Origin of the sequence: Pseudomonas argentinensis (genome assembly GCF_001839655.2) — a bacterium.
In the GTDB taxonomy this organism is placed as follows: Bacteria; Pseudomonadota; Gammaproteobacteria; order Pseudomonadales; family Pseudomonadaceae; genus Aquipseudomonas; species Aquipseudomonas argentinensis_B.
Map to the genome: position 1 here is coordinate 3,409,052 of NZ_CP056087.1, position 20,779 is coordinate 3,429,830.

A 20,779-nucleotide genomic window follows, 5' to 3' on the forward strand; every position below is an offset into this window, starting at 1 on the left:
GCGGCTCAGTCTTCCAGGCGTGGGAAAGCGGCAGCAATGGGGTCACCACTGGGCCTGGGCTGCGCCGCGTTCGCGGCAGACAGGCGAATCGCCACGCAGTGCGGAAACTCGCCTAGGTCGAACCAGTGGCGCGTACCGGCCGGCACGCTGATCAGTCCATTGCGCTCACCGACCAGCGCATAGACGTAGTCATCGATATGCAGGTTCAACAGCCCCTGCCCGGCCAGGAACAGATACAGCTGCACGCCATCGGCCTCTACCTCCACGGGGGCTTCGAGCGGCTTGTCGCCCTCGCGGGGCCAGTGACGCTGGTCGATGCTGATCACCTCGACCTGGCGCAGGTCGCCGTCACGCCTGAGCTGCTCCAGCGGCTCGCCCAGCGCGGCGAGGATGGCGTCCCCAGCGTCCCCGGCCTGCACCCGGCTTTCCAGCGGTAACTCGCGAAACTCGATACCGACCGCCGCCAAGGTGCAGGTGATGTCTTCGGCATGGCCCAGCACCTTGTTGGGGATCAGCGGGCTGGACTGGTGATGAACGCTCAGGCGACTCATGGGTGATTCCTGTTCGGCTGTGGCCACCTTGCGGCGACCTGATGGGTCATGTCGGCTCGGCCGTGCGCCGGGCCATGATAACGGCTGCGAGCAAAGCAGCCAGCCCTGCCAGGGCGAATGTCCACTGTGGGCCGAGGCCGTTCCAGCTGTAGCCCGCGTACAGCGCACCCAGCGCGCCGCCGATGCCGGCCAGCGAGGCATACAGCGCCTGCCCCTGGCCCTGCTGGCGGGCGCCGAAGCTGCGCTGCACGAAGGCGATGGATGCGGCGTGGAAACTGCCGAAGGTGGCGGCGTGCAGCAGTTGGGCGAACAGCAACACAGCGAGGTGATCGGCGAAAAAGCCCATCAACACCCAGCGCAACGCGGCGATGGCGAAACTGGCGACCAACACCTGGCGCAGGCTGAAATGCCCGAGCAACCGCGCCATGGCCATGAACACCAGTACCTCGGCAACCACCCCCAGGGCCCAGAGCATGCCGATCAATCCGCGGCTGTAGCCGAGCTGCTCCAGGTGAATGCTCAGGAAGGTGTAGTACGGCCCGTGGGACAGCTGCATCAGCGCCACGCACAGGTAGAAGGCCAGCACACCGGGCTGCCTGAGCTGCTTCAGGAAACCGCCCTGGCTCGCCGACTGCGAGGACGCCAGTGGCCGGGCATCCGGCACCCAGAAGCTGCTCAGGGCAATGCCGGTGATGATCAGCAGCAGCACCCAGGGATAGACGTCCAGGCCGAGCAGATCGAAGGCCTTGCCCAGGCCGACCACGCTGAGGATAAAGCCGATCGAGCCCCACAGGCGAATCTGCGCATAGCGCGCCGACTGCTCGCGCAGGTGCGCCAGGGTGATGACCTCGAACTGCGGCAGCACCGCATGCCAGAAGAAGGCATGCAAGGCCATCACCAGGGCCAGCCAGGCATAACTCTGGCTGACGAAGATCAGGCTCAGGCTGAGCAAGGTGCACAAGGCGCCCAACCGCACGATGAGCAAGCGTCTGCCGCTATAGTCGCCGAGCCAGCCCCACAGGTTCGGGGCGATGCAGCGCATCAGCATGGGAATGGCCACCAGCTCGCCGATGCGTGCCGGTGAAAAGCCCAGGTGCGCGAAGTACAGGCCCAGAAACGGCGCGGTGGCGCCGAGCAGCGCGAAGTAGAACAGGTAGAAACCGGACAGGCGCCAGTACGGAACAGCCGCCACAGGCTACAGGCCGCAGGCTTCAGGAAAGAGCCGCTGTGGCCTGCAGCCTGGCGCTTGCAGCCGGCAACTCATAGCTGCGGCAACGCCGGCGTAGTCACGCGCACATCGGCGTTCTGCCCACGGTGGCGCAGCAGGTGATCCATCAGCACCATGGCCATCATCGCTTCGGCGATCGGCGTGGCACGGATGCCGACGCAGGGGTCGTGGCGGCCCTTGGTGATCATGTCCACCGCGTTGCCATCGACATCCACGGAGCGCCCTGGCGTGGTGATGCTGGAGGTCGGCTTGAGCGCCAGGTGGGCGACGATCGGCTGGCCGCTGGAAATGCCGCCGAGAATGCCGCCGGCATGGTTGGACAGGAAGCCCGCCGGGGTCAGCTCGTCACGGTGCTCGGTGCCGCGCTGGGCCACCGCGGCGAACCCGTCACCGATTTCCACGCCCTTGACCGCGTTGATGCTCATCAGGGCATGGGCCAGCTCGGCGTCCAGGCGGTCGAAGATCGGCTCGCCAAGGCCCGGCATCACCCCTTCGGCGACCACGGTGATCTTCGCACCCACCGAATCCTGGTCGCGGCGCAGCTGATCCATGTACGCCTCCAGCGCCGGCACCTTGTCCGGGTCAGGGCTGAAGAAGGCATTCTGCTCTACCGAATCCCAGGTCTTGAAAGGGATTTCGATGGGGCCGAGCTGGCTCATGTAGCCGCGAATGACGATGCCCTGGCTCGCCAGGTACTTCTTGGCGATGGCCCCGGCCGCCACGCGCATGGCGGTCTCGCGGGCCGAGCTGCGGCCACCGCCACGGTAGTCGCGGATGCCGTACTTGTGGTGGTAGGTGTAGTCGGCGTGGGCCGGGCGAAACAGGTCCTTGATCGCCGAGTAGTCCTTGGACTTCTGGTCGGTGTTGCGGATCAGCAGGCCGATGGCGCAACCGGTGGTCTTGCCCTCGAACACCCCGGAAAGGATTTCCACCTCGTCGGCTTCCTGGCGCTGGGTGGTGTGACGGCTGGTACCGGGCTTGCGGCGATCCAGGTCGCGCTGCAGATCGTCCAGGGAAATCTCCAGGCCGGGCGGGCAGCCGTCGACGATGGCGACCAGCGCCGGGCCATGGCTCTCGCCTGCCGTGGTGACGGTGAACAGCTTGCCGAAGGTATTGCCGGACATTGCGCGAGACTCCAGAGACGTTCGATCTGCAGCCTGCGGCGAAAAGGCAGGCCCATAGAGAAAGCCGCTGAGTATACTCCCAGCCAACCGCCGAGATCACCCGTGCGCGAACCTTTGGCCATTTGCCAGCGTCCAACAGAGCCCATCACAGACCCGTCTCCATCATGCTGCGAGCCTTGCTTTTGACCCTTTCCCTCTTCACCGGCCTGGTCCAGGCCGCCCCCATCCTGCGTGAACCGGTCAGCCTGGATACCGGCCAGGGCGTGCTGCACGGCTCGCTGGTGCTGCCGCAGCGCAGCGAAGCGGTGCCCGTGGTGCTGCTGGTGGCCGGCTCGGGGCCGACCGACCGCAACGGCAACAACCCCGGTGGCGGGCATAACGACGCCCACCGCAAGCTGGCCCAGGCCCTGGCCCAGCAAGGCATCGCCAGCGTGCGTTACGACAAGCGCGGTATCGCCGCCAGCTTTGCCGCCACGCCTCAAGAGCGCGACCTGAGTGTGGAGCGCTACGTAGCCGATGTGGTGGCCTGGGTGCAGCAGCTGCGCGGGGACAGACGCTTCAGCCAGGTCATCCTGGTCGGCCATAGCGAAGGCGCGCTGATCGCCACCCTCGCTGCCAACGGCTCGGGCGTCGACGCGCTGGTGTCCATCGCCGGCAGTGCGCGGCCCATCGACCAACTGCTGCGCGAACAACTGCGCAATCGCCTGCCGCCGCGCCTGCGTGGCGAGGCCGAGGCGCTGCTCGAAGCGCTGCATGAGGGCCGCCAGGTGCCCCAGGTGTCGGATGAGCTGACCGTGCTGTTTCGCACCAGCGTGCAGCCCTACCTGATTTCCCTGTTCCGCCAGGACCCGGCGGCGGCCTTCGCCCAGGTCAAGGTGCCGGCGTTGATCCTGCAGGGCGATCACGATATCCAGGTCAGCGTGCAGGACGCCGAGGCGCTGCACGCCGCCAACCCGCGGGCCGAACTGCAGATCGTCAACGGCATGAACCACGTGCTGCGCATCGTGCCGCTGGACAGGGCGGCGCAGCTGGCCTCCTATGACAACCCGGATCTGCCCCTGGCCCGCGGCCTGACCACTCGCCTGGCGAGCTTCATCGAGGCGCTGCCACCTGCAGAGACGGCCAAGGCTGCCGATAACCCGTAGAACCTCTCATGACCTGCTGCGCAGCGACCGCTGGCTGCCCCTGGCGATCATGAGTCCGTCCCGATCGCCCTGCCGCCTGCAGAGCGGCTTCTCGAGGAACGCCAGATGACCGACAGCGTAACCACCGCCGTCGCCGCGCCGGAAGGCGAGCAACCCGAATCGTCCCACCCCTGGGCGAACCTGCACCCGGAGCATTTCCGCCTGCTGCGCCTGTCGCCCCTGCCCGTCGACCGCCACACCGGCGCGCGCCCGCTGCGCTTCGTGCAGCTCGGCCGCCTCGAGCGGCACAGCAAGGAGCAGAGCCTGTTGCGCCTGAGCCTGCAGTTGCCCGGCCAGAAGGTGCGCAAGGAACAGAACGTGCTGGAGCTGTGGCTCGATCACCGCGCCAAGGAGGCGCGCTTCGGTCCTGACAGCGGGCTGAGTCTGGAGCCGCAGAACCGCGGTCTCGGGCGCTTTCTGCTGGCCCAGGCGGCGGCCTGGGCAAAGCAGCACTGCGCCCACTACAGCCTGGAAAGCGGCCCGCTGCCCAGCCGCGATGCGCTTAACGACGAGGCCCGGGCGCGCCGCGATCACTGCCTCAAGGCGCAAGGCTTCAGCGTCGACTACCAGGAAAATCAGCTCAAGGCGCAGTACAGCGCCGCGCGGGTCAGCGCCCTGCACAGCGACTGGAACGCCGACAAGGTGCAGTTCATCGAGCAGCTGGACGCCGCGCAGATGCTGCAGCTGGCCGACCAGAACCTGCAGGAACAGGACGTCCAGCTGCGCAAGCAGCGTGAGCGCCTGGAGCAGCTCAAGCGCGAGGATGGCGGCCTGCGCTTCACCATCGCTTGCCTGGTGGCCTTCTGTCTGTTCCAGGCGGGGTTGCTGATCTGGATCGCCACCCACTGATCGCCCTCGCAAGGCCCGCGCAAAAAGGGTTCTTCGCATTTTAGGGGGAATGTCTGGTTGACACCGGACTGGCGAGTTTGTGTGTACGCGGGTGTTTTCGGCGTTCAAGCTGCATTACGTGGGTTTGATGACCTCTCCCGTTTCGCCCTGTCGGGCGAGTCACTTTTGCGGGCAAAAGTAACCAAAACCCTCCGCCCGATCATCCGGCCCCGGCTACGCCGGGGTTCGCTCACTCCATCGCCGTTCCAGAGGCCCGCCGCGAAGGGCCATCCATGGCCCATCGCGGCTCTCGCGGCATCCATGCCGCTCAACCTCTTACACGACGATTCCATTCGCCCTCCTGGACGGGCTCTGCGCGCCCCCCTGAATCGCAGGCAGTTCACCAGTTCGTAGGGTGGATGACGCTCTTTTCATCCACCGTGCGATCACGGGGCGGTGGACGGGTGAAGCGTCGTCCACCCTACGAACTGAAGGGGACTGGGCGTCGCCTGTTTGATCGCAACTCCAGAGCAAAGGCAAAAACAGACGCCGCCGAGCTTGAGCCTGTAGAAATCTTGCAAGCTCGCGCTCCGGTCCCGTCAGGAGGCCGAGTGGAGGTGTCGCGTAGGGGGACGAGCCGCATGGATGCGGCGAGAGGCTTAATGGGCCAGGGATGGCCCATGTAAGCCGGCCCCCGGAGCGGCGCCGGAGCGAGGGAAGTTTCGCGCAGCGAAACCCGGATGTCGGGGTGCCCTTCTTTGGCACACCTTTCTTGGGCAAGCAAGAAAGGTGTGGCGCCCGTAAGGGGCGCAACACAAAGGGTCAGTAGACGCGGTAATGGATAGTGCAAAGCCAGTAAGTAATAAGCACACAAACTTGCCAGTCCAGTGTCAGACCTATCCTCCCCGCAAAAATGCGAAGAACCATAAAAAAAGCCGTTGCTCAGAGAGCAACGGCTTTTGCGTTTCAGCGCACCTTCGTGATCAGACGCGGAAGTGGCTGACCATCTGCTGCAGCTGGCTGCCCAGACGAGCCAGCTCGACGCTGGAGGCAGCGGTTTCCTCACTGGCGGACGCGGTCTGCTCGGAGATGTCACGCACGTTGATCACGCTGCGGCTGATCTCCTCGGCCACCGCGCTCTGCTGCTCGGCAGCGGCGGCGATCTGCTGGTTCATCGACTGGATGTTGGACACCGTGCGGGTGATGCTTTCCAGCGAACCACCGGCCTTGCGGGTCAGCTCGACACTGCTGTCGGTCAGCTCGCGGCTGCTGTGCATGATACTGGCCACCTGCTGGGTGCCGTGCTGCAGGCCGGCGACCAGCTCCTCGATCTCCTCGGTGGATTTCTGTGTGCGTTGCGCCAGGCCACGCACCTCGTCGGCGACCACGGCAAAGCCACGACCGGCCTCGCCAGCGCGAGCGGCTTCGATGGCCGCGTTGAGGGCCAGCAGGTTGGTCTGCTCGGCCACCGCCTTGATCACGTCCATCACGCTGCCGATCTTGTTGCTCTCCTGCTGCAGATGGCTCATCGCTTCGGTGGAGCGGGTCACTTCGGCCGCCAGGCGTTCGATCTGCGCGATGGCCTCGCCGACCACCCGGTCGCCCTGGTTGGCCTCACGGTCGGCGTCGGCGGCAGCGCGCGAGGCATCGGCGGCGTTGCGTGCCACTTCCTGCACGGTGGCGGACATCTCGTGCATGGCGGTGGCCACCTGATCGGTTTCCACCTTCTGGCTGTTGACCCCGGCGCTGGTCTGCTCGGTAACGGCCGACAGTTCCTCGGCGGCGCTGGCGATCTGGGTGACGCCGTCGCGAATGCCGCCGATCAGATCACGCAGGGTGCTGCCCATGCGCTGGATACCCAGTTGCAACACGCCCAGCTCGTCGCGGCGCGTCACCTGCAGGGTCTGGCTCAGGTCGCCACCGGCGATGCGCTCGACGGCCACCAGGGTCTCCTGCAGCGGGCGGGTGATCTGCCGGGTGATCAGCCAGGCCGCCAGGATGCCGACCAGCAGCGCGATCACCGTGGTGCTCAATTGCAGGGTACGGGCCGAGGCCGTTTCACTGTCGCGGCGTTCCATCTGGATGGCGGTGAGCTCCTTGCTGATACGCACGATCTCGTAACCTTCCTCGGTCAGCTCCTTGCGCGCCACGGCGATGGTCTCGGTGGCGGCCTTGAAGGCCATGACCGCAGCGCGGTAATTCTCGAGGCTGGTGGTGATCAGGTTGACCCGCTGCCCATGGTCGGCAGCGAACATCTGGCGGAACGCTTGCAGGTCCTCGATGGTCTTGTCGATCTGCGCCAGGGCGTCACGCTCCGCCTCGGCCGTCGGCGTGGTGGTATAACCGCGCACGTTGAAGCGCACCAGTTGCCAGTTTTCCTTGGCCTTGGTGATGGCCTGGAACTGAGCGGCCCGGTTCTCCTCATAAGGCGGCAGCGCCATGACCGCGGCGTTGATCTCCTCCATGGCCTGACCGGCAACAACGGCGTGACGTGCCATTTCTTGACGCGCCTGGTTGGCGGCGCGGTAGCCGCTACGCATCTTGTTCAGCGATACTTGATAAGCGTCGATCTGCGCGCCCTGGTCCTGCAGCAGGCGTACGTTTGCGGGGCTCGTGAACGATGACAGCACCTGGGCGTGCTGGGCCTTGAAGCCGTCGAGCGATTTCTGCACGGTTTCGGCGATTTGCTCGTCGCCGTTGGCCAGCATGTATTGCAGACGGGTGACGCGCAGATCGGTCAGGCTGTCATTCAGACGGGCGATGTCAGCGGTCCAGTCACTGCGCTGGATAAGGCTGCCCAGGCTGGTCCAGCCGGTCAGCGCGAGTACACAGGTAAGCGCGAGCACGAGGCCGAAGCCCAAGGCGAGTTTCAAGGTGACGCTGATGTTCGAAAACCAGCTGTTCATATAATAATTCTCCAATTTGTAACCGGGTTCAGGCAGCTGGAAAATTGTTATTGGACCTAGCTGTTTTTTGAGCGGCACGCATTCTATCGGCAGGGCCCTAAATAACTAGAGACCAATGAATTGTTTCAGCTGATAGGCGGCGATACGGGCGGGAAGTTGACGCCCGTGGTAGGAGATAAATCACGACTGTTCAACGATATAGCGCGCAACAACGGCGATTCGCCAATATCCCGGCTATTTCAGGCGTGACCATCCGTCGCACGCCGTTTCAGGCCAATCGCCATACCGCGCCATCCAGGGCGCCATAGATAGCCCTTTCGAACGTCGCCTCGATGGTCATGCCGCCGGTGAACTCGCCAAAGGCCGGCAACAGCGTCACTGCCGGCTCGATGCTGAAGCACGGCATGCGCAGCCGATCCCGCCCTCGCCCGCGCAGCACGAACACCGGATGCAGGTGCCCGGCCAGCACGTGGCGGTCCGGGTGAGCCATCAGCTCGTGACACAGCGCGAACGGTCCCATCGGCCAGGGCTCGCTGACCACCTCGATTGCCAGTTCGTCTGGCGGATCGCCGGCACGGCGATCATGGTTGCCGCGTACCAGCAGGATCTGCAGATTGGCGTGTCGGCTGCGCCAGGCCTGCAAGGCAGCCAGGGTGCTGCCGCTGCGGGCCGGCCTGGCGTGCAGGAAGTCGCCGAGAAAGATCAGCTGGCCGCAGGGATAGACCTGCAGCAGTTGGTCGAGGCGCTGCAGGTTGCGGGCCGTGGTGCCCTGGGGCACCGGCTGGCCGAGCACCCGGTAGGTGGCGGCCTTGCCGAAGTGCGCATCGGCGATCAGCAGCGCCTGCCTGGCCGGCCAGTACAGGGCCTTGTCGGCCAGCAGCCACAGCGTTTCTCCGGCTATTTCCACTGCCAGGTGGGCTGTACTCATGCCGACCCGGTCCTGGTCTTGCGTCTTGGCCGACCATCCTTGCGCTTGCGCTCGCCACGGCGGATCGGCGGCTCGACTTCCACCAGCGGTGCGTCTGCCACCTGCGGCCCGGGCCCGGCGGCGCGCTCCAGTTCGCCGAGCATGCGGGCGATGCGGTCGGCGAGCTTTTCCGAGCTGAGCCGTTCGCGAAAACGCTCCACCATCAGCGGGAACGCCAGCGGCGTGGCGCGGCGCAAGGCATGCAGATTCAGCTGCGCGGCGCGCATGTCGGCCAGGGTATGACGCAGCTGCTGCACGTCCAGCTCCTGACTGAGCACTTCGTCATGGGCCTGGATGAGCAACAGGTTGTCCGGGTCGTACTGGCGGAACACATCGAAGAACAGCCCACTGGAAGCCTGCACCTGGCGCAGGCTCTTGCCCGCGCCGGGGTAACCGCCGAACACCAGGCCGGCGATCCGGGCGATCTCGCGGAAGCGGCGCTGCGCCAGCTCCCCGGCATTGAGGCTGGCGAGCACATCATGCAGCAGGTCGTGATCACCGAACAGGTCAGCATCGAGCAGCTGCGGCCAATCCACCTCGCTGGCGCACAACAGTTCCAGGCCGTAATCGTTGACGGCAATGGAAAAGCTCAGCGGGCGCCGCTGTCCCAGGCGCCAGGCCAGCAGACTGGCCAGTCCCAGGTGCACGTTACGGCCCGCGAAGGGGTATAGAAACAGGTGCCAACCCTCACGCGAGTGCAGGGTCTCGGCCAGCAAGGTGCCGGGCGCAGGTAATGCCGACCAGTTGGCCTGCACCTCCAGCAGCGGCTGCAACAGACGCATCTCCGGCCCCTCGAAACGGCCCTGGGCGGCCTCGCCGAAACGCGCCACCAGCGCTTCGGCCAGGGTGTTGGAGAGCGGCATGCGCCCGCCATTCCAGCGTGGCACGCTGGCCTTGCCGGCGGCGCTGCGCTTGACGTAGGCAGTCATGTTCTCCACCCGCACCAGTTCCAGTGGTCGGCCGCCGAACAGGAACACATCGCCGGGGCGCAGGCGGGCGATAAAGCCCTCCTCGACGCTGCCCAGCGAGCCACCACCGCCGCCTTTGCTCCACCATTTCACGGTCAGGCTGGCATCGCTGACGATGGTGCCCACGCTCATCCGGTGACGGCGCGCCAGGCGCGGGCTGGGCACCCGCCACACGCCCTCTTCGTCCGGTTCCACACGCTGGTAATCCGGGTAGGCGCTGAGGGACTCGCCGCCCTGGCGTACGAAGGCCAGGGCCCAGCGCCACTGCGCCTCATCGAGGTCGCGATAGGCCCAGGTGCTGCGTATCTCGCGCAGCAGTTCATCAGGCCGAAACCCACCACCGAGCGCCATGCTGACCAGGTGCTGGACCAATACATCCAGGGGCTGATGGGGGGATTGTCGCGCCTCGATACGCCCCGCTGCCACCGCATCCTGCAGGGCGGCGGCTTCGAGCAATTCCAGAGCGTGGGTCGGCACCAGGGTCGCCCGCGAGGTACGCCCCGGCGCATGCCCGGAGCGCCCGGCACGCTGCAGCAGGCGGGCGACGCCCTTGGCCGAGCCGATCTGCAGGACCCGTTCGACCGGCAGGAAGTCGACCCCCAGATCGAGGCTGGAGGTGCATACCACCGCCTTGAGCTTGCCCTGCTTGAGCCCGGTCTCGACCCAGTCGCGCACCTCCCGAGCCAGGGAGCCGTGATGCAGGGCGATCAGCCCGGCCCAGTCCGGGCGTGCCTCGAGCAAGGCCTGGTACCAGAGTTCCGATTGCGAACGGGTATTGGTGAACACCAGGCTGACGCTGCTGCTGTCCAGTTGCTCGACCACCTGGGGTAGCAACCGCAAGCCCAGGTGACCCGCCCAGGGGAAACGTTCCACCGCCGGTGGCAACAGGGTGTCGATCAGCGGCTTGCCGCCCGGTTCGCCGCGCACCAGACGACCGCTGCCGTCGGGCAGCAACACCTCCAGGGCGTGAGGCTGATTGCCCAGGGTCGCCGACAGGCCCCAGACGATCAGCCCTGGGTTCCACTGGCGCAGCCGCGCCAGGGCCAGCTGCAACTGCACACCGCGCTTGTTGCCGAGTAATTCGTGCCATTCGTCCACTACCAGCATGCCGACATGGGCGAACTGGGCTTTCGCGTCGGCGCCGGTCAACAGCAGGGTCAGACTTTCCGGGGTGGTCACCAGGGCCGTGGGCAGGCGCCGGGACTGGCGCTGGCGTTCGGCGCTGCCGGTGTCGCCGGTACGCATGCCCACCGTCCAGGGCAATTCTAGGCCGTCTACCGGCGCCTGCAGGGCGCGCTGGGTGTCGGCCGCCAGGGCGCGCATCGGGGTAATCCACAGCACCGTCAATGGTGCTGCCGGCGCGGCTCGCGTGCTGGCTGCGGCCTTTTCTGCCGGCGCTTTACCGGCGAAACGATTGAGGGCGGCGAGCCACACCGCGTAGGTCTTGCCGGCGCCGGTGGAGGCATGCAGCAAGCCACTCTGCCCATCGGCGACCGCCTGCCAGACCGTTTTCTGGAAAGCGAAGGCCTTCCAGCCGTTACGCCGTAGCCAGGTGCTCGCCAGGTTCACGGCAACAGTGCCTGCAGCAATTCCAGGGTGTCGGCCTCCTCCACGCCCTTGTCGTGACGCCAGCGCAGCATGCGCGGAAAGCGCACGGCGATGCCGCTCTTGTGCCTGGGCGAACGGGCGATGCCTTCGAAGCCCAACTCGAACACCAGGCTGGGCGTCACGCTGCGTACCGGGCCGAACTTCTCCACGGTGGTCTTGCGCACGATGGCGTCGACCTTGCGCATTTCCTCGTCGGTCAGCCCCGAATAGGCCTTGGCGAAGGGCACCAGGCGCCGCTCGGGGTCTCCCGGCGGGCCGTCCCAGACGGCGAAGGTGTAGTCGCTGTACAGGCTGGCCCGGCGACCATGGCCGCGTTGGGCGTAGATCAGCACGGCATCGACGCTCAAGGGGTCGATCTTCCACTTCCACCAGACGCCGACGTCCTTGCTGCGCCCGACGCCATAGGCCGCCTTACGGCCCTTGAGCATCATGCCCTCGACCCCCAGCGCGCGCGAGGCTTCGCGCTGCTCTGCCAGGGCCTGCCAGGTATCGCCCTGCAGCAATGGTGACGGCATCAGCCGCGGGCTGGCGCAGCCCGCCACCACCTCCTCCATCTGCATACGCCGCTGGTGCTGCGGGCGGCTGCGCCAGTCCTCGCCCTGCCACTCCAGCAGGTCGTAGGCGAGCACCGCCACCGGCACTTCCTCGAGCAGCTTGCGGCTCAGGGTCTTGCGGCCGATGCGTTGCTGCAACAGGGCGAAGGGCTGGATGCCGAACTGTTCGAGCTGTTCCTCGACCTGCTCGTTGAGGCGCTCGGCGGGCTCGTCGGCAGCCTGGGCCATCAACTCGCCCTGCTGAACCGTGGCTTCAGGCGCGTGGCGCCAGACCACCAGTTCGCCATCGATCACCGTGCCATCCGGCAACAGGGGCGCCAATTCCTGCAATTCAGGAAAGCGCTCGCTGATCAGTTCCTCGCCCCGCGACCAGACCCACAACTGCCCGTCACGCTTGACCAGTTGGGCACGGATGCCATCCCACTTCCATTCGATCAGCCAGTCGGCGGGCGCGCCCAGACTGGCCTCGAACTCGTCCGGCGGGCGCTGCAGCGGGTGGGCCAGAAAGAATGGATAGGGCTGGCCGCCACGCTGGGCGTGTTCATCATCCGATTCGCCGGCGATCAGCCGCTCATAGGACGCGGCCGTGGGCCGATGCGACAGATCGGTATAGCCGACCAGGCGCTGGGCGACGCGTTTGGCGTCCACCTCGGCGATGGCCGCCAGGGCGCGGGTGACCAGCAGCTTGGAAACCCCGACCCGGAACGCGCCGGTGATCAGCTTGATGCTGATCATCAGCGATGGCCGGTCGAGCTGCGCCCACAGGGCATCGAGGCGCATCGCCAGTTCATCGGGCGGCAACCCGCGCAGCGGCAGCAGCTTTTCCTCGACCCATACGGCCAGACCGTCCGGCGAGGTGGACGTGGCTTCGGGCAATAACAGGGCGATGGTTTCCGCCAGGTCGCCCACCGCCGAATAGCTTTCCTCGAACAGCCAGTCGGACAGCCCGGCGCGCTGCATCGCCAGTTCGCGCAGCTGTCGTGAAGGCACCAGTTGTCGCGGCCGGCCACCGGCGAGAAAGTACACGGCCCAGGCGGCATCGGCCGGCTCGGCATCGCGCAGGTAATCCTGCAGAGCGGCGAGCTTGGCGTTGCTCGAGGTAGTGGCGTCGAGGCGCGCGTATAGCTGCGCGAAGGCGATCATGAATTCGCCTCCGCGGCGGCGTCGTCTTCCTCGCCGTATTCGGTGGCGAAGGCCTGGGCATCCAGGCCCTGCTCGCGCAGGTGGCGTACCAGGATGTTCACCGAGCCGTGGGTGACCATCACCCGCTCGGCGCCGGTCTGCTCGATGGCCCACAGCAGCCCCGGCCAGTCGGCATGGTCGGACAGCACGAAACCGCGGTCCACGCCCCGGCGCCGGCGCGTGCCACGCAGCAACATCCAGCCACTGGCGAAGGCATCGCTGTAGTCACCGAAGCGGCGTATCCAGGTGCTGCCACCGGCCGAGGGCGGCGCCAGCACCAGCGCCTGGCGCAGCAGCGGATCGCCTTTCGGCACCTCGCCGGCGTAACGGGTCGGCGGCAGGTAGACACCGGCATCGCGGTACACCTGGTGCAACGGTTCCATGGAGCCGTGGCCGAGAATCGGCCCGATGCGTTCATCGATGCCATGCAGGATGCGCTGCGCCTTGCCGAAGGCGTAGCAGAACAGCACGCTGGCCCGCCCGGCCTGCTGGTTCTGCCGCCACCAGTCGTTGATGCCGGCGAAGATCTGCGCCTGTGGCTGCCAGCGGTAGATCGGCAAACCAAAGGTCGACTCGGTGATGAAGGTGTGGCAACGCACCGGCTCGAAGGGGTCGCAGGTGCCATCCGGTTCGACCTTGTAGTCGCCCGAGGCCACCCAGACCTCGCCGCGGTACTCGAGGCGCACCTGGGCCGAGCCCAGCACGTGGCCGGCGGGATGAAAGCTCAGGGTGACGCCGTGATGGTCGATGGTCTCGCCATAGGCCAGGGTCTGCAGGTTGATGTCGCGCCCCAGGCGGGTGCGCAGGATGCCTTCGCCCTGCGCGGCGGCCAGGTAATGGGCGCTGCCGGCGCGCGCGTGGTCGCCATGGCCATGGGTGATGACGGCGCGCTCGACGGGGCGCCAGGGGTCGATATAGAAATCTCCGGGAGGACAATACAGGCCTTCGGGCCGTGCAATCACCAGATCCAAGCAGGCGACCTCCGGATAGCAAATGAGGGGGATGTAGCGAGGTGTAGAGAGGCGGGCCACCGCCGGCGGCGCAAGCCGCCGACGGCTACGCCTGCATCAGGGATGCAGGCGCTGGCTCATATGTAGCCCAGTAGCAGCAGCACCAGCACGATGACCAGCACCAGTCCCAGACCGCCGGTAGGCCCGTAGCCCCAGCTGCGGCTATGCGGCCATGCCGGGATGGCACCAATCAGCATCAGGATCAGAATGATCAGCAGTATGGTTCCCAAGCCCATGGCTATCTCCTTGCTTGTCTGTCGACGGCCACTGGTTAGCGGCGCGCCTGGCATCGGAAGCCCGGGTAAGGCGTTCCGGTCGATGCAGGGCATGGCGCTGCGGCGAAGCCAGCGTCTGGCAGAGCGCTCGACGCAGCGCCATGCCCTACACCTTTTACGACTTGGCCGGGAAACGGAAAGTGCAAACTTTAAGTGACCGGAGACAGGATTGCGGTCGGAAACGCAGTAGAAATAGAGCCGTTGCTAGTCAGCCAGGGCGAAGCGCGCCGCCCGCTCGATCAGCTCGTCATCGGGGCGTACGCCGGTGTACAGCACGAATTGCTCGACGGCCTGCAGCACGATCACTTCACCGCCGGTGATCACCGGCTTGCCCAGGGAACGGGCCAGGCGAATCAGCGGGGTTTCCACCGGCACGGCGACCACATCGAATACCCAGTTCGCCGCCTCCACCACCCGTTCGTCAAAAGCCAGCTGGTCGGCCTCGGCACCGCGCATGCCCAAAGGCGTGACGTTGACCAGCAACTGCGCCGGCTCGTCGTCCAGTGCCTCGCGCCATTGCACCCCACACTGCCCGGCCAGCGCCCTGCCTGCCGCTTCGTTACGGGCGACGATGCAACCATCGGCGAAGCCGCTGTCGCGCAGGGCGCAGGCCACCGCCTTGGCCATGCCGCCGCTGCCACGCAGGGCGTAGCGGCTGGTGGTGGGCACAGCATGCTTGTCCAGCAGCTTCACCACGGCGCTGTAGTCGGTGTTGTAACCGGTCAGGCGGCCGTCATCGGCCACGATGGTATTGACCGACTGCAGCGTCGACGCCGACTCGTGCAGGCCGTCGAGGTGCCTGATGCAGGCTTCCTTGAACGGCATCGACACCGCGCAGCCGCGAATGCCAAGGGCGCGGATGCCGCCGATGGCCGCCGGCAGATCGGTGGTGGTGAAGGCCTTGTACAGGTAATCCAGCTCCAGCTCGCGGTACAGGTAGTTCTGAAAGCGCGTGCCGAAATTACCTGGCCGCCCGGACAGCGACATGCACAGGCGGGTGTCTTTGCTGATACGCAGGGTCATTGGCGAACCTCGGAAATGACGACGCCGGTTCGACAGAGGCATCGAGCCGGCGACAGGGAATGTTCAGGGCATGCGGGCCGCGACTCAGTCCAGCAGGGCGAGCGCCTCGGCACTGGCCTGGCGCACGGCGTCCCAGCCTTTGCTGCTGTCGAGCATCCAGCTGCCGCCCACGCACATCACGTTGGGCAATGCCATGTAGCGCTGCAGGTTGGCCGGGCCCACGCCGCCAGTCGGGCAGAAACGGATATCACCGAACGGGCCGCCCAGCGCCTTGAGCGCGGCGGTGCCGCCACAGACCTCCGCCGGGAACAGCTTGAAGCGGCGATAGCCTAGGGCGTAGCCGACCATGATCTCCGAAGCGCTGGCCACGCCCGGCAGCATCGGCACCGGGCACTCCAGCGCGGCGCGCAGCAGGTCGTCGGTGCAGCCGGGGCTGACGACGAACTGCGCGCCGGCCTCTTCCACCGCGGCTAGCATGTTGCGGTCGAGCACCGTGCCGGCGCCCACGCACAGGTGCGGGCGCTCCTCTCGCAGGCGGCGGATGGCGGTCAGGCCATGGGGCGAGCGCAGGGTGATTTCCAGCACCTGCAGGCCGCCGGCATCCAGGGCGTCGGCCATTGGCAGAATGTCTTCCTCCCGGGCGATGGTGATCACCGGCATGATCCGCGCTCGGGCGCAGAGCGCGTCGATGCTGTCGATCTTCTCCGCCATGGTCGGGGCTGGGCGGCTGATGGCTTGTGTCATGGTCGTTCCTTTCGGGCCTAGGGGCACCAGTAGATTTCGAGCGGCGCGCGCAGAAACGCGCTGATCGGCATGTTCTTGTGATTGTCTTGCTGCAGGGCCTGTTCGAGCACCTCGAGCTTGCCCTGCCCCTCGATGGCCAGCAGCGGCAGGTGCGCCGCCTTGAGCAACGGCAGGGTCAGGGTCAGCCGCTGATGAGGCACGCTTGGTGCCAGCATCGGCAGGCAACGGCGCGGGCATTCATCGCTGAGCGCCTCGTCCAGATTGGGACTGTTGGGAAACAACGAGGCGGTATGGCCATCGGTGCCCATGCCCAGTATCAGCACGTCGATGCTCGGCAGGTCACGCAGCGCCTGTTCGGCAAGCTGCGCCGCCTGTTCGAGGGTAGCGGCGCTCTGGTACAGCCCCAGCAATTGCGCCTCGGCCGCCGGCCCCTGCAGCAGGTGGCGGCGCACCAGCGCCTCGTTGCTGTCTTCGTGGCTGGTCGGTACCCAGCGCTCGTCGGCCAGGCTCACCAACACCTTGGCCCAGGCCAGCGGCTGTTGCGAAAGCGCCTTGAAGAAGGCAATCGGGCTGCGCCCGCCGGAGACCACCAGGGTAGCCCGGCCGTGGCTGTCGATGGCGTCACGCAGCGCGCCGGCCACGTTCTCGGCCAGGGCCTGGGCCAGTTGCTGGGCGTCGCTGTGGCTGCGGGCGACCACGCCCACGGGAAATTCGAGGTCAGAGATCGCCATACCAGGCCCTCCCGTCGCGAGTGATCAGGGCGATGGAGCTCATCGGCCCCCAGGTGCCGGCGACATAGGGTTTGGGTGGGTCGCCGAGTTTTTTCCAGCCGTCGATCAATTGATCGCACCACTGCCAGGCGTGCTCGATTTCGTCCTTGCGCACGAACAGGTTCTGGTTGCCGCGCATCACTTCCAGCAGCAAGCGCTCGTAGGCATCGGGAATCCGCGCGCTCTTGTAGGTCGCGGAGAAATTCAGCTGCAGCGGACCGCTGCGCAGCTGCATGCCCTTGTCCAGGCCCTGGTCCTTGGTCATCACCTGCAGGGAAATGCTCTCGTCCGGCTGCAGGCGGATGATCAGCTTGTTACCGATCAGCTGGCGCTGTTCCGGGGCGAAGATGTAGTGCGGCGGTTCCTTGAAGTGGATGACGATCTGCGACAGCTTCTGCGCCATGCGCTTGCCGGTACGCAGGTAGAACGGCACGCCGGCCCAGCGCCAGTTGCGGATGTCGGCGCGCAGGGCGACGAAGGTTTCGGTGTCGCTCTGGGCGTTGGAATTCTCTTCTTCCAGGTAGCCGGGCACCGGCTTGCCGTCGCTGGTGCCGGCCACGTACTGGCCACGCACCACGTGGCGTGACAACTGCTCGGCGGTCATCGGCTCCAGGGCCTTGAGCACCTTGACCTTCTCGTCACGGATGGCGTCGGCCGACAGGTCGCCGGGCGGGTCCATGGCGATCAGGCAGAGCAGCTGCAAGAGGTGGTTCTGGATCATGTCGCGCAGTTGGCCGGCCTTGTCGAAATAGCCCCAGCGGCCCTCGATGCCGACCTTCTCCGCCACGGTGATTTCCACGTGGGTGATGTGGTTCTGGTTCCACTGGGTTTCGAACAGGCTGTTGGCGAAACGCAGGGCGATCAGGTTCTGCACCGTTTCCTTGCCCAGGTAATGGTCGATCCGATAGACCTGGGTTTCCGGGAAATAGGCGGCCACCGCATCGTTGACCGCGCGCGACGAGTGCAGGTCGTGGCCGATGGGTTTTTCCAGCACCACCCGGGTGCCCTCGGCCAGGCCGACCGCGGCGAGGTTGGCGCAGATGCCGCCGTACACCGAGGCCGGGGTGGCGAAGTAGGCGATCAGTTGACGGCCACTGCCCACCGCTTCGGCCAGTTGCGGGTAATTGTCCGGCGGCAGGAACTCCATGCTCAGGTAGCGCAGGCGCGCCTGGAAGCGCTGCATCACCGCCTCATCGAGCTCAGGAGCCGGCAGGTAGCGGCGCAGATGGGCATCGATGGTGCTCAGGTGCTTGTCGGGGTCGCCACCGTCGCGTGCCAGGGCGAGCAACTGGGTATCCTCGTGCAGCAGCCCGGCGCGGTCGAGCTGGTAGAGGGCGGGAAACAGCTTGCGCAATGCCAGGTCGCCCAGGGCGCCGAACAAAGCGAGGGTACAAGGCTCAACGGGAATCATCGACATGATCTTTGTTCTTCTAAAGTTACCCTATTGATAGCGGGTAATCCGCCATTTCGCAACCGCAAATGTAGTAATAAACACAACATATTCGTAGAGTACGTCGAGCGGGTAGCCAGTAGACCAGCCCCGGCTTAGGATAACCCGGCATTTCATCGGACAAGGACAACAATGGATCGCGTGCGCAACCTTCTCGAACAGATCCAGGGCCGCCTCGAGAGCCTCAACAAGGCCGAACGCAAGGTCGCCGAAGTGATCCTGCTCAACCCGCAGCAGGCCACCCGCCTGAGCATCGCCGCCCTCGCCCAGGCCGCCCAGGTCAGCGAGCCGACGGTCAACCGCTTCTGCCGTTCGTTCGGCGTCAACGGTTATCCGGAACTGAAGATGCAACTGGCCCAGAGCCTGGCCAGCGGCGCGGCCTACGTGAGCCGTGCGGTGGAAGCCGACGACGGCCCCGAGGCCTATACCCGCAAGATCTTCGGCAGCGCCATCGCCTCGCTGGACAGCGCCTGGCAAAGCCTGGATGCCAACCTGATCAGCCGCGCCGTCGACCTGCTGATCCAGGCCCGGCAGATCCACTTCTTCGGCCTGGGCGCCTCGGCACCCGTGGCCCTGGATGCCCAGCACAAGTTCTTTCGCTTCAACCTGGCGGTATCGGCCCATGCCGACGTGCTGATGCAGCGCATGCTCGCCTCGGTGGCGCATACGGGCGATCTGTTCGTGATCATTTCCTACACCGGCCGCACCCGCGAGCTGGTCGAGGTGGCGCGCCTGGCGCGGGAGAATGGTGCCTCGGTGCTCGGCCTGACCGCTGCCGGCTCGCCGCTGGCCCAGGCCTGCAGCCTCAGTGTGCACATTCCGCTACCCGAAGACACCGACATCTACATGCCGATGACCTCGCGGATCATCCAGCTGACCGTGCTCGATGTACTGGCAACCGGCATGACCCTGCGCCGCGGCGCGGACTTCCAGCCGCACCTGCGCAAGATCAAGGAAAGCCTCAACGCCAGCCGTTATCCGGCCAGCGAAGAGCCGCTTTAGCAGCTGCAAGCTGCAAGCTGCAAGCTGCAAGCTGCAAGCTGCAAGCTAGTCTTGCGCGACTGCGAAATCGTAGTCAGCTTTCACTTGCGGCTTGTCGCTTGCAGCTCGAGGCTCTATTTCCACCAGTACTCCACCTGCACACCGAAGTTCGAGCCGTTGCGCGCACTACCGAACGCACCGGTGTCGGACAGGGCCGAGCCCTCGGCCAGCAGATTCGCCGCCTCCTGCGCCGCCTTGTTCCAGGTGGCGTAGGTGTAATACAGGCGAATTTCCGGGCGCTCGAAGAAGCCGGGGCCGTTCGGCGACCAGGTGGGCGCGACGGTGAACTTGCTCAGTTTGCGGGTACCGCCGGACGCGTCCACCTGGTCATGGCCGATCTCGCCGACCAGCTTGAACTGCTGGGTGAAGGCATAGCTGGTACGCCCGCCCACCGACCACCAGTCCTGGTCGCCGCCATCTTCACGCTTGTCCTTCTGGTACACGGCCTGCACCTGACCGCCCAGGCGTGGGGTCAGCTGGAAGTCGAAGAACTCGACCACGCGCCAGCTCTTGGCGCCGCGATCCAGGGTCGGGTCGCCGGTGTAGCCCAGGCCGGTACCCGGCCCTTCGCCGTACTGCAGGGCCAGTTTGTTGTCACCGCTGAGGCCGAGGAAGTTCTTCTGCACGTGCTGGCCGGTCACCGCCCAGCCGCTGTTCGAATCCTCGACGGAGGATGGCTTGTCGATATAGCTGACGCCAACCTCGATTTCGCCGCCCGGGTTGGTCACGAAGCCGCCGACGTTGAAGTCGTGGCGGTTGATGTATTCCTTCTGGTCGTAGCTGTCCTTGCGCGAGAACACGTAGCTGTACTTGTAGTCACCGATCTTCATCTCGTCGATACCGAAACCGGTGGCGCTCTGGTTCCAGTAGTAGAAGTCGGAGATATGAATGTCGTTACGTTTGTAGAAGCGCCGCCCGGCCCACAGCGAACCGCCGTTGAGTGCCGGCATGTTGCTCCACTCGGCATACATCTGGTTCATCCGCGCGGTGCCGTGGTCACCGGTGAATTTCGGCGTGTGCCCGTACTCGTTGAACAGCTGGGCCATGCCCTCGATGCTCAGCACCGAGCCATCGTCGAGCGTGAACAGATCCTGGCGCAGATCCAGCTCGGCGTAGTGCTCGCACTCGTTACCCAAGCGGTACTTGGAACGCGCACCCGGCAGCTGGAAGCATGACTGCCGGCCATTGCCATCGGCCGTGCCGGCGCCGCTGCGCACGTAGCCGGAAAACTCCAGCGCCATGCTCGTAACCGGCAGTGTCAGGGAGCCCAGCGCCATGGCCAGACCGATACCTGCTGATCGTTTCATATCCTCTCCTGCAGTTTTTTATTGTTGTTACCGCTTTGCAATGCCGGCATCAGGACTAC

Annotated in this window: 17 protein-coding genes and 1 pseudogene; 3 read left to right on the plus strand and 15 right to left on the minus strand. The window is 65.9% G+C overall.

The window, feature by feature from the left end:
* Positions 1 to 5: 5 nt before the first annotated feature.
* The 3 genes from SA190iCDA_RS15215 to aroC form a co-directional block, all read right to left on the minus strand.
* Positions 6 to 551: a hypothetical protein gene (locus tag SA190iCDA_RS15215; protein WP_070886225.1), complete on the minus strand. Its 546-nt coding sequence runs from the start codon at positions 549 to 551 to the stop codon at positions 6 to 8.
* 46 nt (positions 552 to 597) lie between these two features.
* Positions 598 to 1,743, minus strand: coding sequence for an MFS transporter (locus tag SA190iCDA_RS15220; RefSeq protein WP_070886226.1), 1,146 nt, complete (start codon positions 1,741 to 1,743; stop codon positions 598 to 600).
* Positions 1,744 to 1,811: 68 nt separating this feature from the next.
* Positions 1,812 to 2,903 (minus strand): chorismate synthase, encoded by a 1,092-nt coding sequence (aroC, locus tag SA190iCDA_RS15225; protein ID WP_070886227.1) that lies wholly within the window; start codon positions 2,901 to 2,903, stop codon positions 1,812 to 1,814.
* 164 nt (positions 2,904 to 3,067) lie between these two features.
* Between aroC and SA190iCDA_RS15230 the strand changes: the two genes are divergently transcribed.
* Both SA190iCDA_RS15230 and SA190iCDA_RS15235 read left to right on the plus strand, forming a co-directional pair.
* Complete coding sequence (locus tag SA190iCDA_RS15230) at positions 3,068 to 4,048, plus strand: alpha/beta hydrolase (protein ID WP_083329809.1); 981 nt, start codon at positions 3,068 to 3,070, stop codon at positions 4,046 to 4,048.
* A gap of 105 nt (positions 4,049 to 4,153) precedes the next feature.
* Positions 4,154 to 4,936: a hypothetical protein gene (locus SA190iCDA_RS15235; protein ID WP_070886228.1), complete on the plus strand. Its 783-nt coding sequence runs from the start codon at positions 4,154 to 4,156 to the stop codon at positions 4,934 to 4,936.
* Between the two features lie 962 nt (positions 4,937 to 5,898).
* Here SA190iCDA_RS15235 and SA190iCDA_RS23510 read toward each other — a convergent pair.
* The 11 genes and pseudogenes from SA190iCDA_RS23510 to zwf all read right to left on the minus strand — a co-directional run bounded on the left by SA190iCDA_RS23510 (position 5,899) and on the right by zwf (position 18,339).
* Positions 5,899 to 6,762 (minus strand): methyl-accepting chemotaxis protein, encoded by an 864-nt coding sequence (locus tag SA190iCDA_RS23510; RefSeq protein ID WP_419203943.1) that lies wholly within the window; start codon positions 6,760 to 6,762, stop codon positions 5,899 to 5,901.
* A gap of 39 nt (positions 6,763 to 6,801) precedes the next feature.
* Positions 6,802 to 7,821 (minus strand): annotated as a pseudogene (locus SA190iCDA_RS23515) (methyl-accepting chemotaxis protein); the annotation flags it as partial.
* Between the two features lie 268 nt (positions 7,822 to 8,089).
* Positions 8,090 to 8,749 carry a ligase-associated DNA damage response endonuclease PdeM gene (gene pdeM, locus SA190iCDA_RS15245; RefSeq protein ID WP_070886230.1) on the minus strand — a complete coding sequence of 220 codons (660 nt, stop codon included), beginning with the start codon at positions 8,747 to 8,749 and terminating at the stop codon, positions 8,090 to 8,092.
* The gene (locus tag SA190iCDA_RS15250; protein ID WP_070886231.1) at positions 8,746 to 11,325 is read right to left on the minus strand and encodes a ligase-associated DNA damage response DEXH box helicase; all 2,580 of its coding nucleotides are present in this window, start codon (positions 11,323 to 11,325) and stop codon (positions 8,746 to 8,748) included. The genes pdeM and SA190iCDA_RS15250 overlap by 4 nt, the downstream gene beginning before the upstream one ends.
* A complete protein-coding gene (locus SA190iCDA_RS15255; RefSeq protein ID WP_070886232.1) occupies positions 11,322 to 13,061 on the minus strand; it encodes an ATP-dependent DNA ligase in 1,740 nt (579 codons plus the stop codon). The genes SA190iCDA_RS15250 and SA190iCDA_RS15255 overlap by 4 nt, the downstream gene beginning before the upstream one ends.
* On the minus strand, positions 13,058 to 14,071 hold the full coding sequence (locus tag SA190iCDA_RS15260) for a ligase-associated DNA damage response exonuclease (RefSeq protein ID WP_070886233.1): 1,014 nt from the start codon (positions 14,069 to 14,071) through the stop codon (positions 13,058 to 13,060). Before SA190iCDA_RS15260 ends, SA190iCDA_RS15255 begins: the two co-directional genes overlap by 4 nt.
* Before the next feature lie 116 nt (positions 14,072 to 14,187).
* On the minus strand, positions 14,188 to 14,346 hold the full coding sequence (locus tag SA190iCDA_RS15265) for a DUF3309 family protein (protein WP_004373322.1): 159 nt from the start codon (positions 14,344 to 14,346) through the stop codon (positions 14,188 to 14,190).
* Between the two features lie 243 nt (positions 14,347 to 14,589).
* Complete coding sequence (locus SA190iCDA_RS15270; protein ID WP_070886234.1) at positions 14,590 to 15,408, minus strand: shikimate 5-dehydrogenase; 819 nt, start codon at positions 15,406 to 15,408, stop codon at positions 14,590 to 14,592.
* Between the two features lie 84 nt (positions 15,409 to 15,492).
* The gene (locus tag SA190iCDA_RS15275; RefSeq protein ID WP_070886235.1) at positions 15,493 to 16,152 is read right to left on the minus strand and encodes a bifunctional 4-hydroxy-2-oxoglutarate aldolase/2-dehydro-3-deoxy-phosphogluconate aldolase; all 660 of its coding nucleotides are present in this window, start codon (positions 16,150 to 16,152) and stop codon (positions 15,493 to 15,495) included.
* 17 nt (positions 16,153 to 16,169) lie between these two features.
* Complete coding sequence (gene pgl, locus SA190iCDA_RS15280; RefSeq protein WP_070886236.1) at positions 16,170 to 16,883, minus strand: 6-phosphogluconolactonase; 714 nt, start codon at positions 16,881 to 16,883, stop codon at positions 16,170 to 16,172.
* The gene (gene zwf / locus SA190iCDA_RS15285; RefSeq protein ID WP_070886237.1) at positions 16,870 to 18,339 is read right to left on the minus strand and encodes a glucose-6-phosphate dehydrogenase; all 1,470 of its coding nucleotides are present in this window, start codon (positions 18,337 to 18,339) and stop codon (positions 16,870 to 16,872) included. The genes pgl and zwf overlap by 14 nt, the downstream gene beginning before the upstream one ends.
* Positions 18,340 to 18,513: 174 nt before the next feature.
* Here zwf and SA190iCDA_RS15290 point away from each other — a divergent pair, with 174 nt between their 5' ends.
* A complete protein-coding gene (locus SA190iCDA_RS15290) occupies positions 18,514 to 19,374 on the plus strand; it encodes a MurR/RpiR family transcriptional regulator (RefSeq protein ID WP_170833955.1) in 861 nt (286 codons plus the stop codon).
* A gap of 113 nt (positions 19,375 to 19,487) precedes the next feature.
* Here SA190iCDA_RS15290 and SA190iCDA_RS15295 read toward each other — a convergent pair whose 3' ends face one another.
* Positions 19,488 to 20,720: a maltoporin gene (locus tag SA190iCDA_RS15295; RefSeq protein WP_070886239.1), complete on the minus strand. Its 1,233-nt coding sequence runs from the start codon at positions 20,718 to 20,720 to the stop codon at positions 19,488 to 19,490.
* Positions 20,721 to 20,779 lie beyond the last annotated feature (59 nt).

What these genes read in the sequence shown, in the direction of transcription:
- SA190iCDA_RS15215 (WP_070886225.1), bottom strand. Translation starts at nt 551, where the DNA reads ATGAGTCGCCTGAGCGTTCATCACCAGTCCAGCCCGCTGATCCCCAAC.
- aroC (WP_070886227.1), bottom strand. Translation starts at nt 2,903, where the DNA reads ATGTCCGGCAATACCTTCGGCAAGCTGTTCACCGTCACCACGGCAGGC.
- SA190iCDA_RS15230 (WP_083329809.1), top strand. Translation starts at nt 3,068, where the DNA reads ATGCTGCGAGCCTTGCTTTTGACCCTTTCCCTCTTCACCGGCCTGGTC.
- SA190iCDA_RS15235 (WP_070886228.1), top strand. Translation starts at nt 4,154, where the DNA reads ATGACCGACAGCGTAACCACCGCCGTCGCCGCGCCGGAAGGCGAGCAA.
- SA190iCDA_RS23510 (WP_419203943.1), bottom strand. Translation starts at nt 6,762, where the DNA reads ATGGGCAGCACCCTGCGTGATCTGATCGGCGGCATTCGCGACGGCGTC.
- pdeM (WP_070886230.1), bottom strand. Translation starts at nt 8,749, where the DNA reads ATGAGTACAGCCCACCTGGCAGTGGAAATAGCCGGAGAAACGCTGTGG.
- SA190iCDA_RS15255 (WP_070886232.1), bottom strand. Translation starts at nt 13,061, where the DNA reads ATGATCGCCTTCGCGCAGCTATACGCGCGCCTCGACGCCACTACCTCG.
- SA190iCDA_RS15265 (WP_004373322.1), bottom strand. Translation starts at nt 14,346, where the DNA reads ATGGGCTTGGGAACCATACTGCTGATCATTCTGATCCTGATGCTGATT.
- SA190iCDA_RS15270 (WP_070886234.1), bottom strand. Translation starts at nt 15,408, where the DNA reads ATGACCCTGCGTATCAGCAAAGACACCCGCCTGTGCATGTCGCTGTCC.
- SA190iCDA_RS15275 (WP_070886235.1), bottom strand. Translation starts at nt 16,152, where the DNA reads ATGACACAAGCCATCAGCCGCCCAGCCCCGACCATGGCGGAGAAGATC.
- pgl (WP_070886236.1), bottom strand. Translation starts at nt 16,883, where the DNA reads ATGGCGATCTCTGACCTCGAATTTCCCGTGGGCGTGGTCGCCCGCAGC.
- zwf (WP_070886237.1), bottom strand. Translation starts at nt 18,339, where the DNA reads ATGTCGATGATTCCCGTTGAGCCTTGTACCCTCGCTTTGTTCGGCGCC.
- SA190iCDA_RS15295 (WP_070886239.1), bottom strand. Translation starts at nt 20,720, where the DNA reads ATGAAACGATCAGCAGGTATCGGTCTGGCCATGGCGCTGGGCTCCCTG.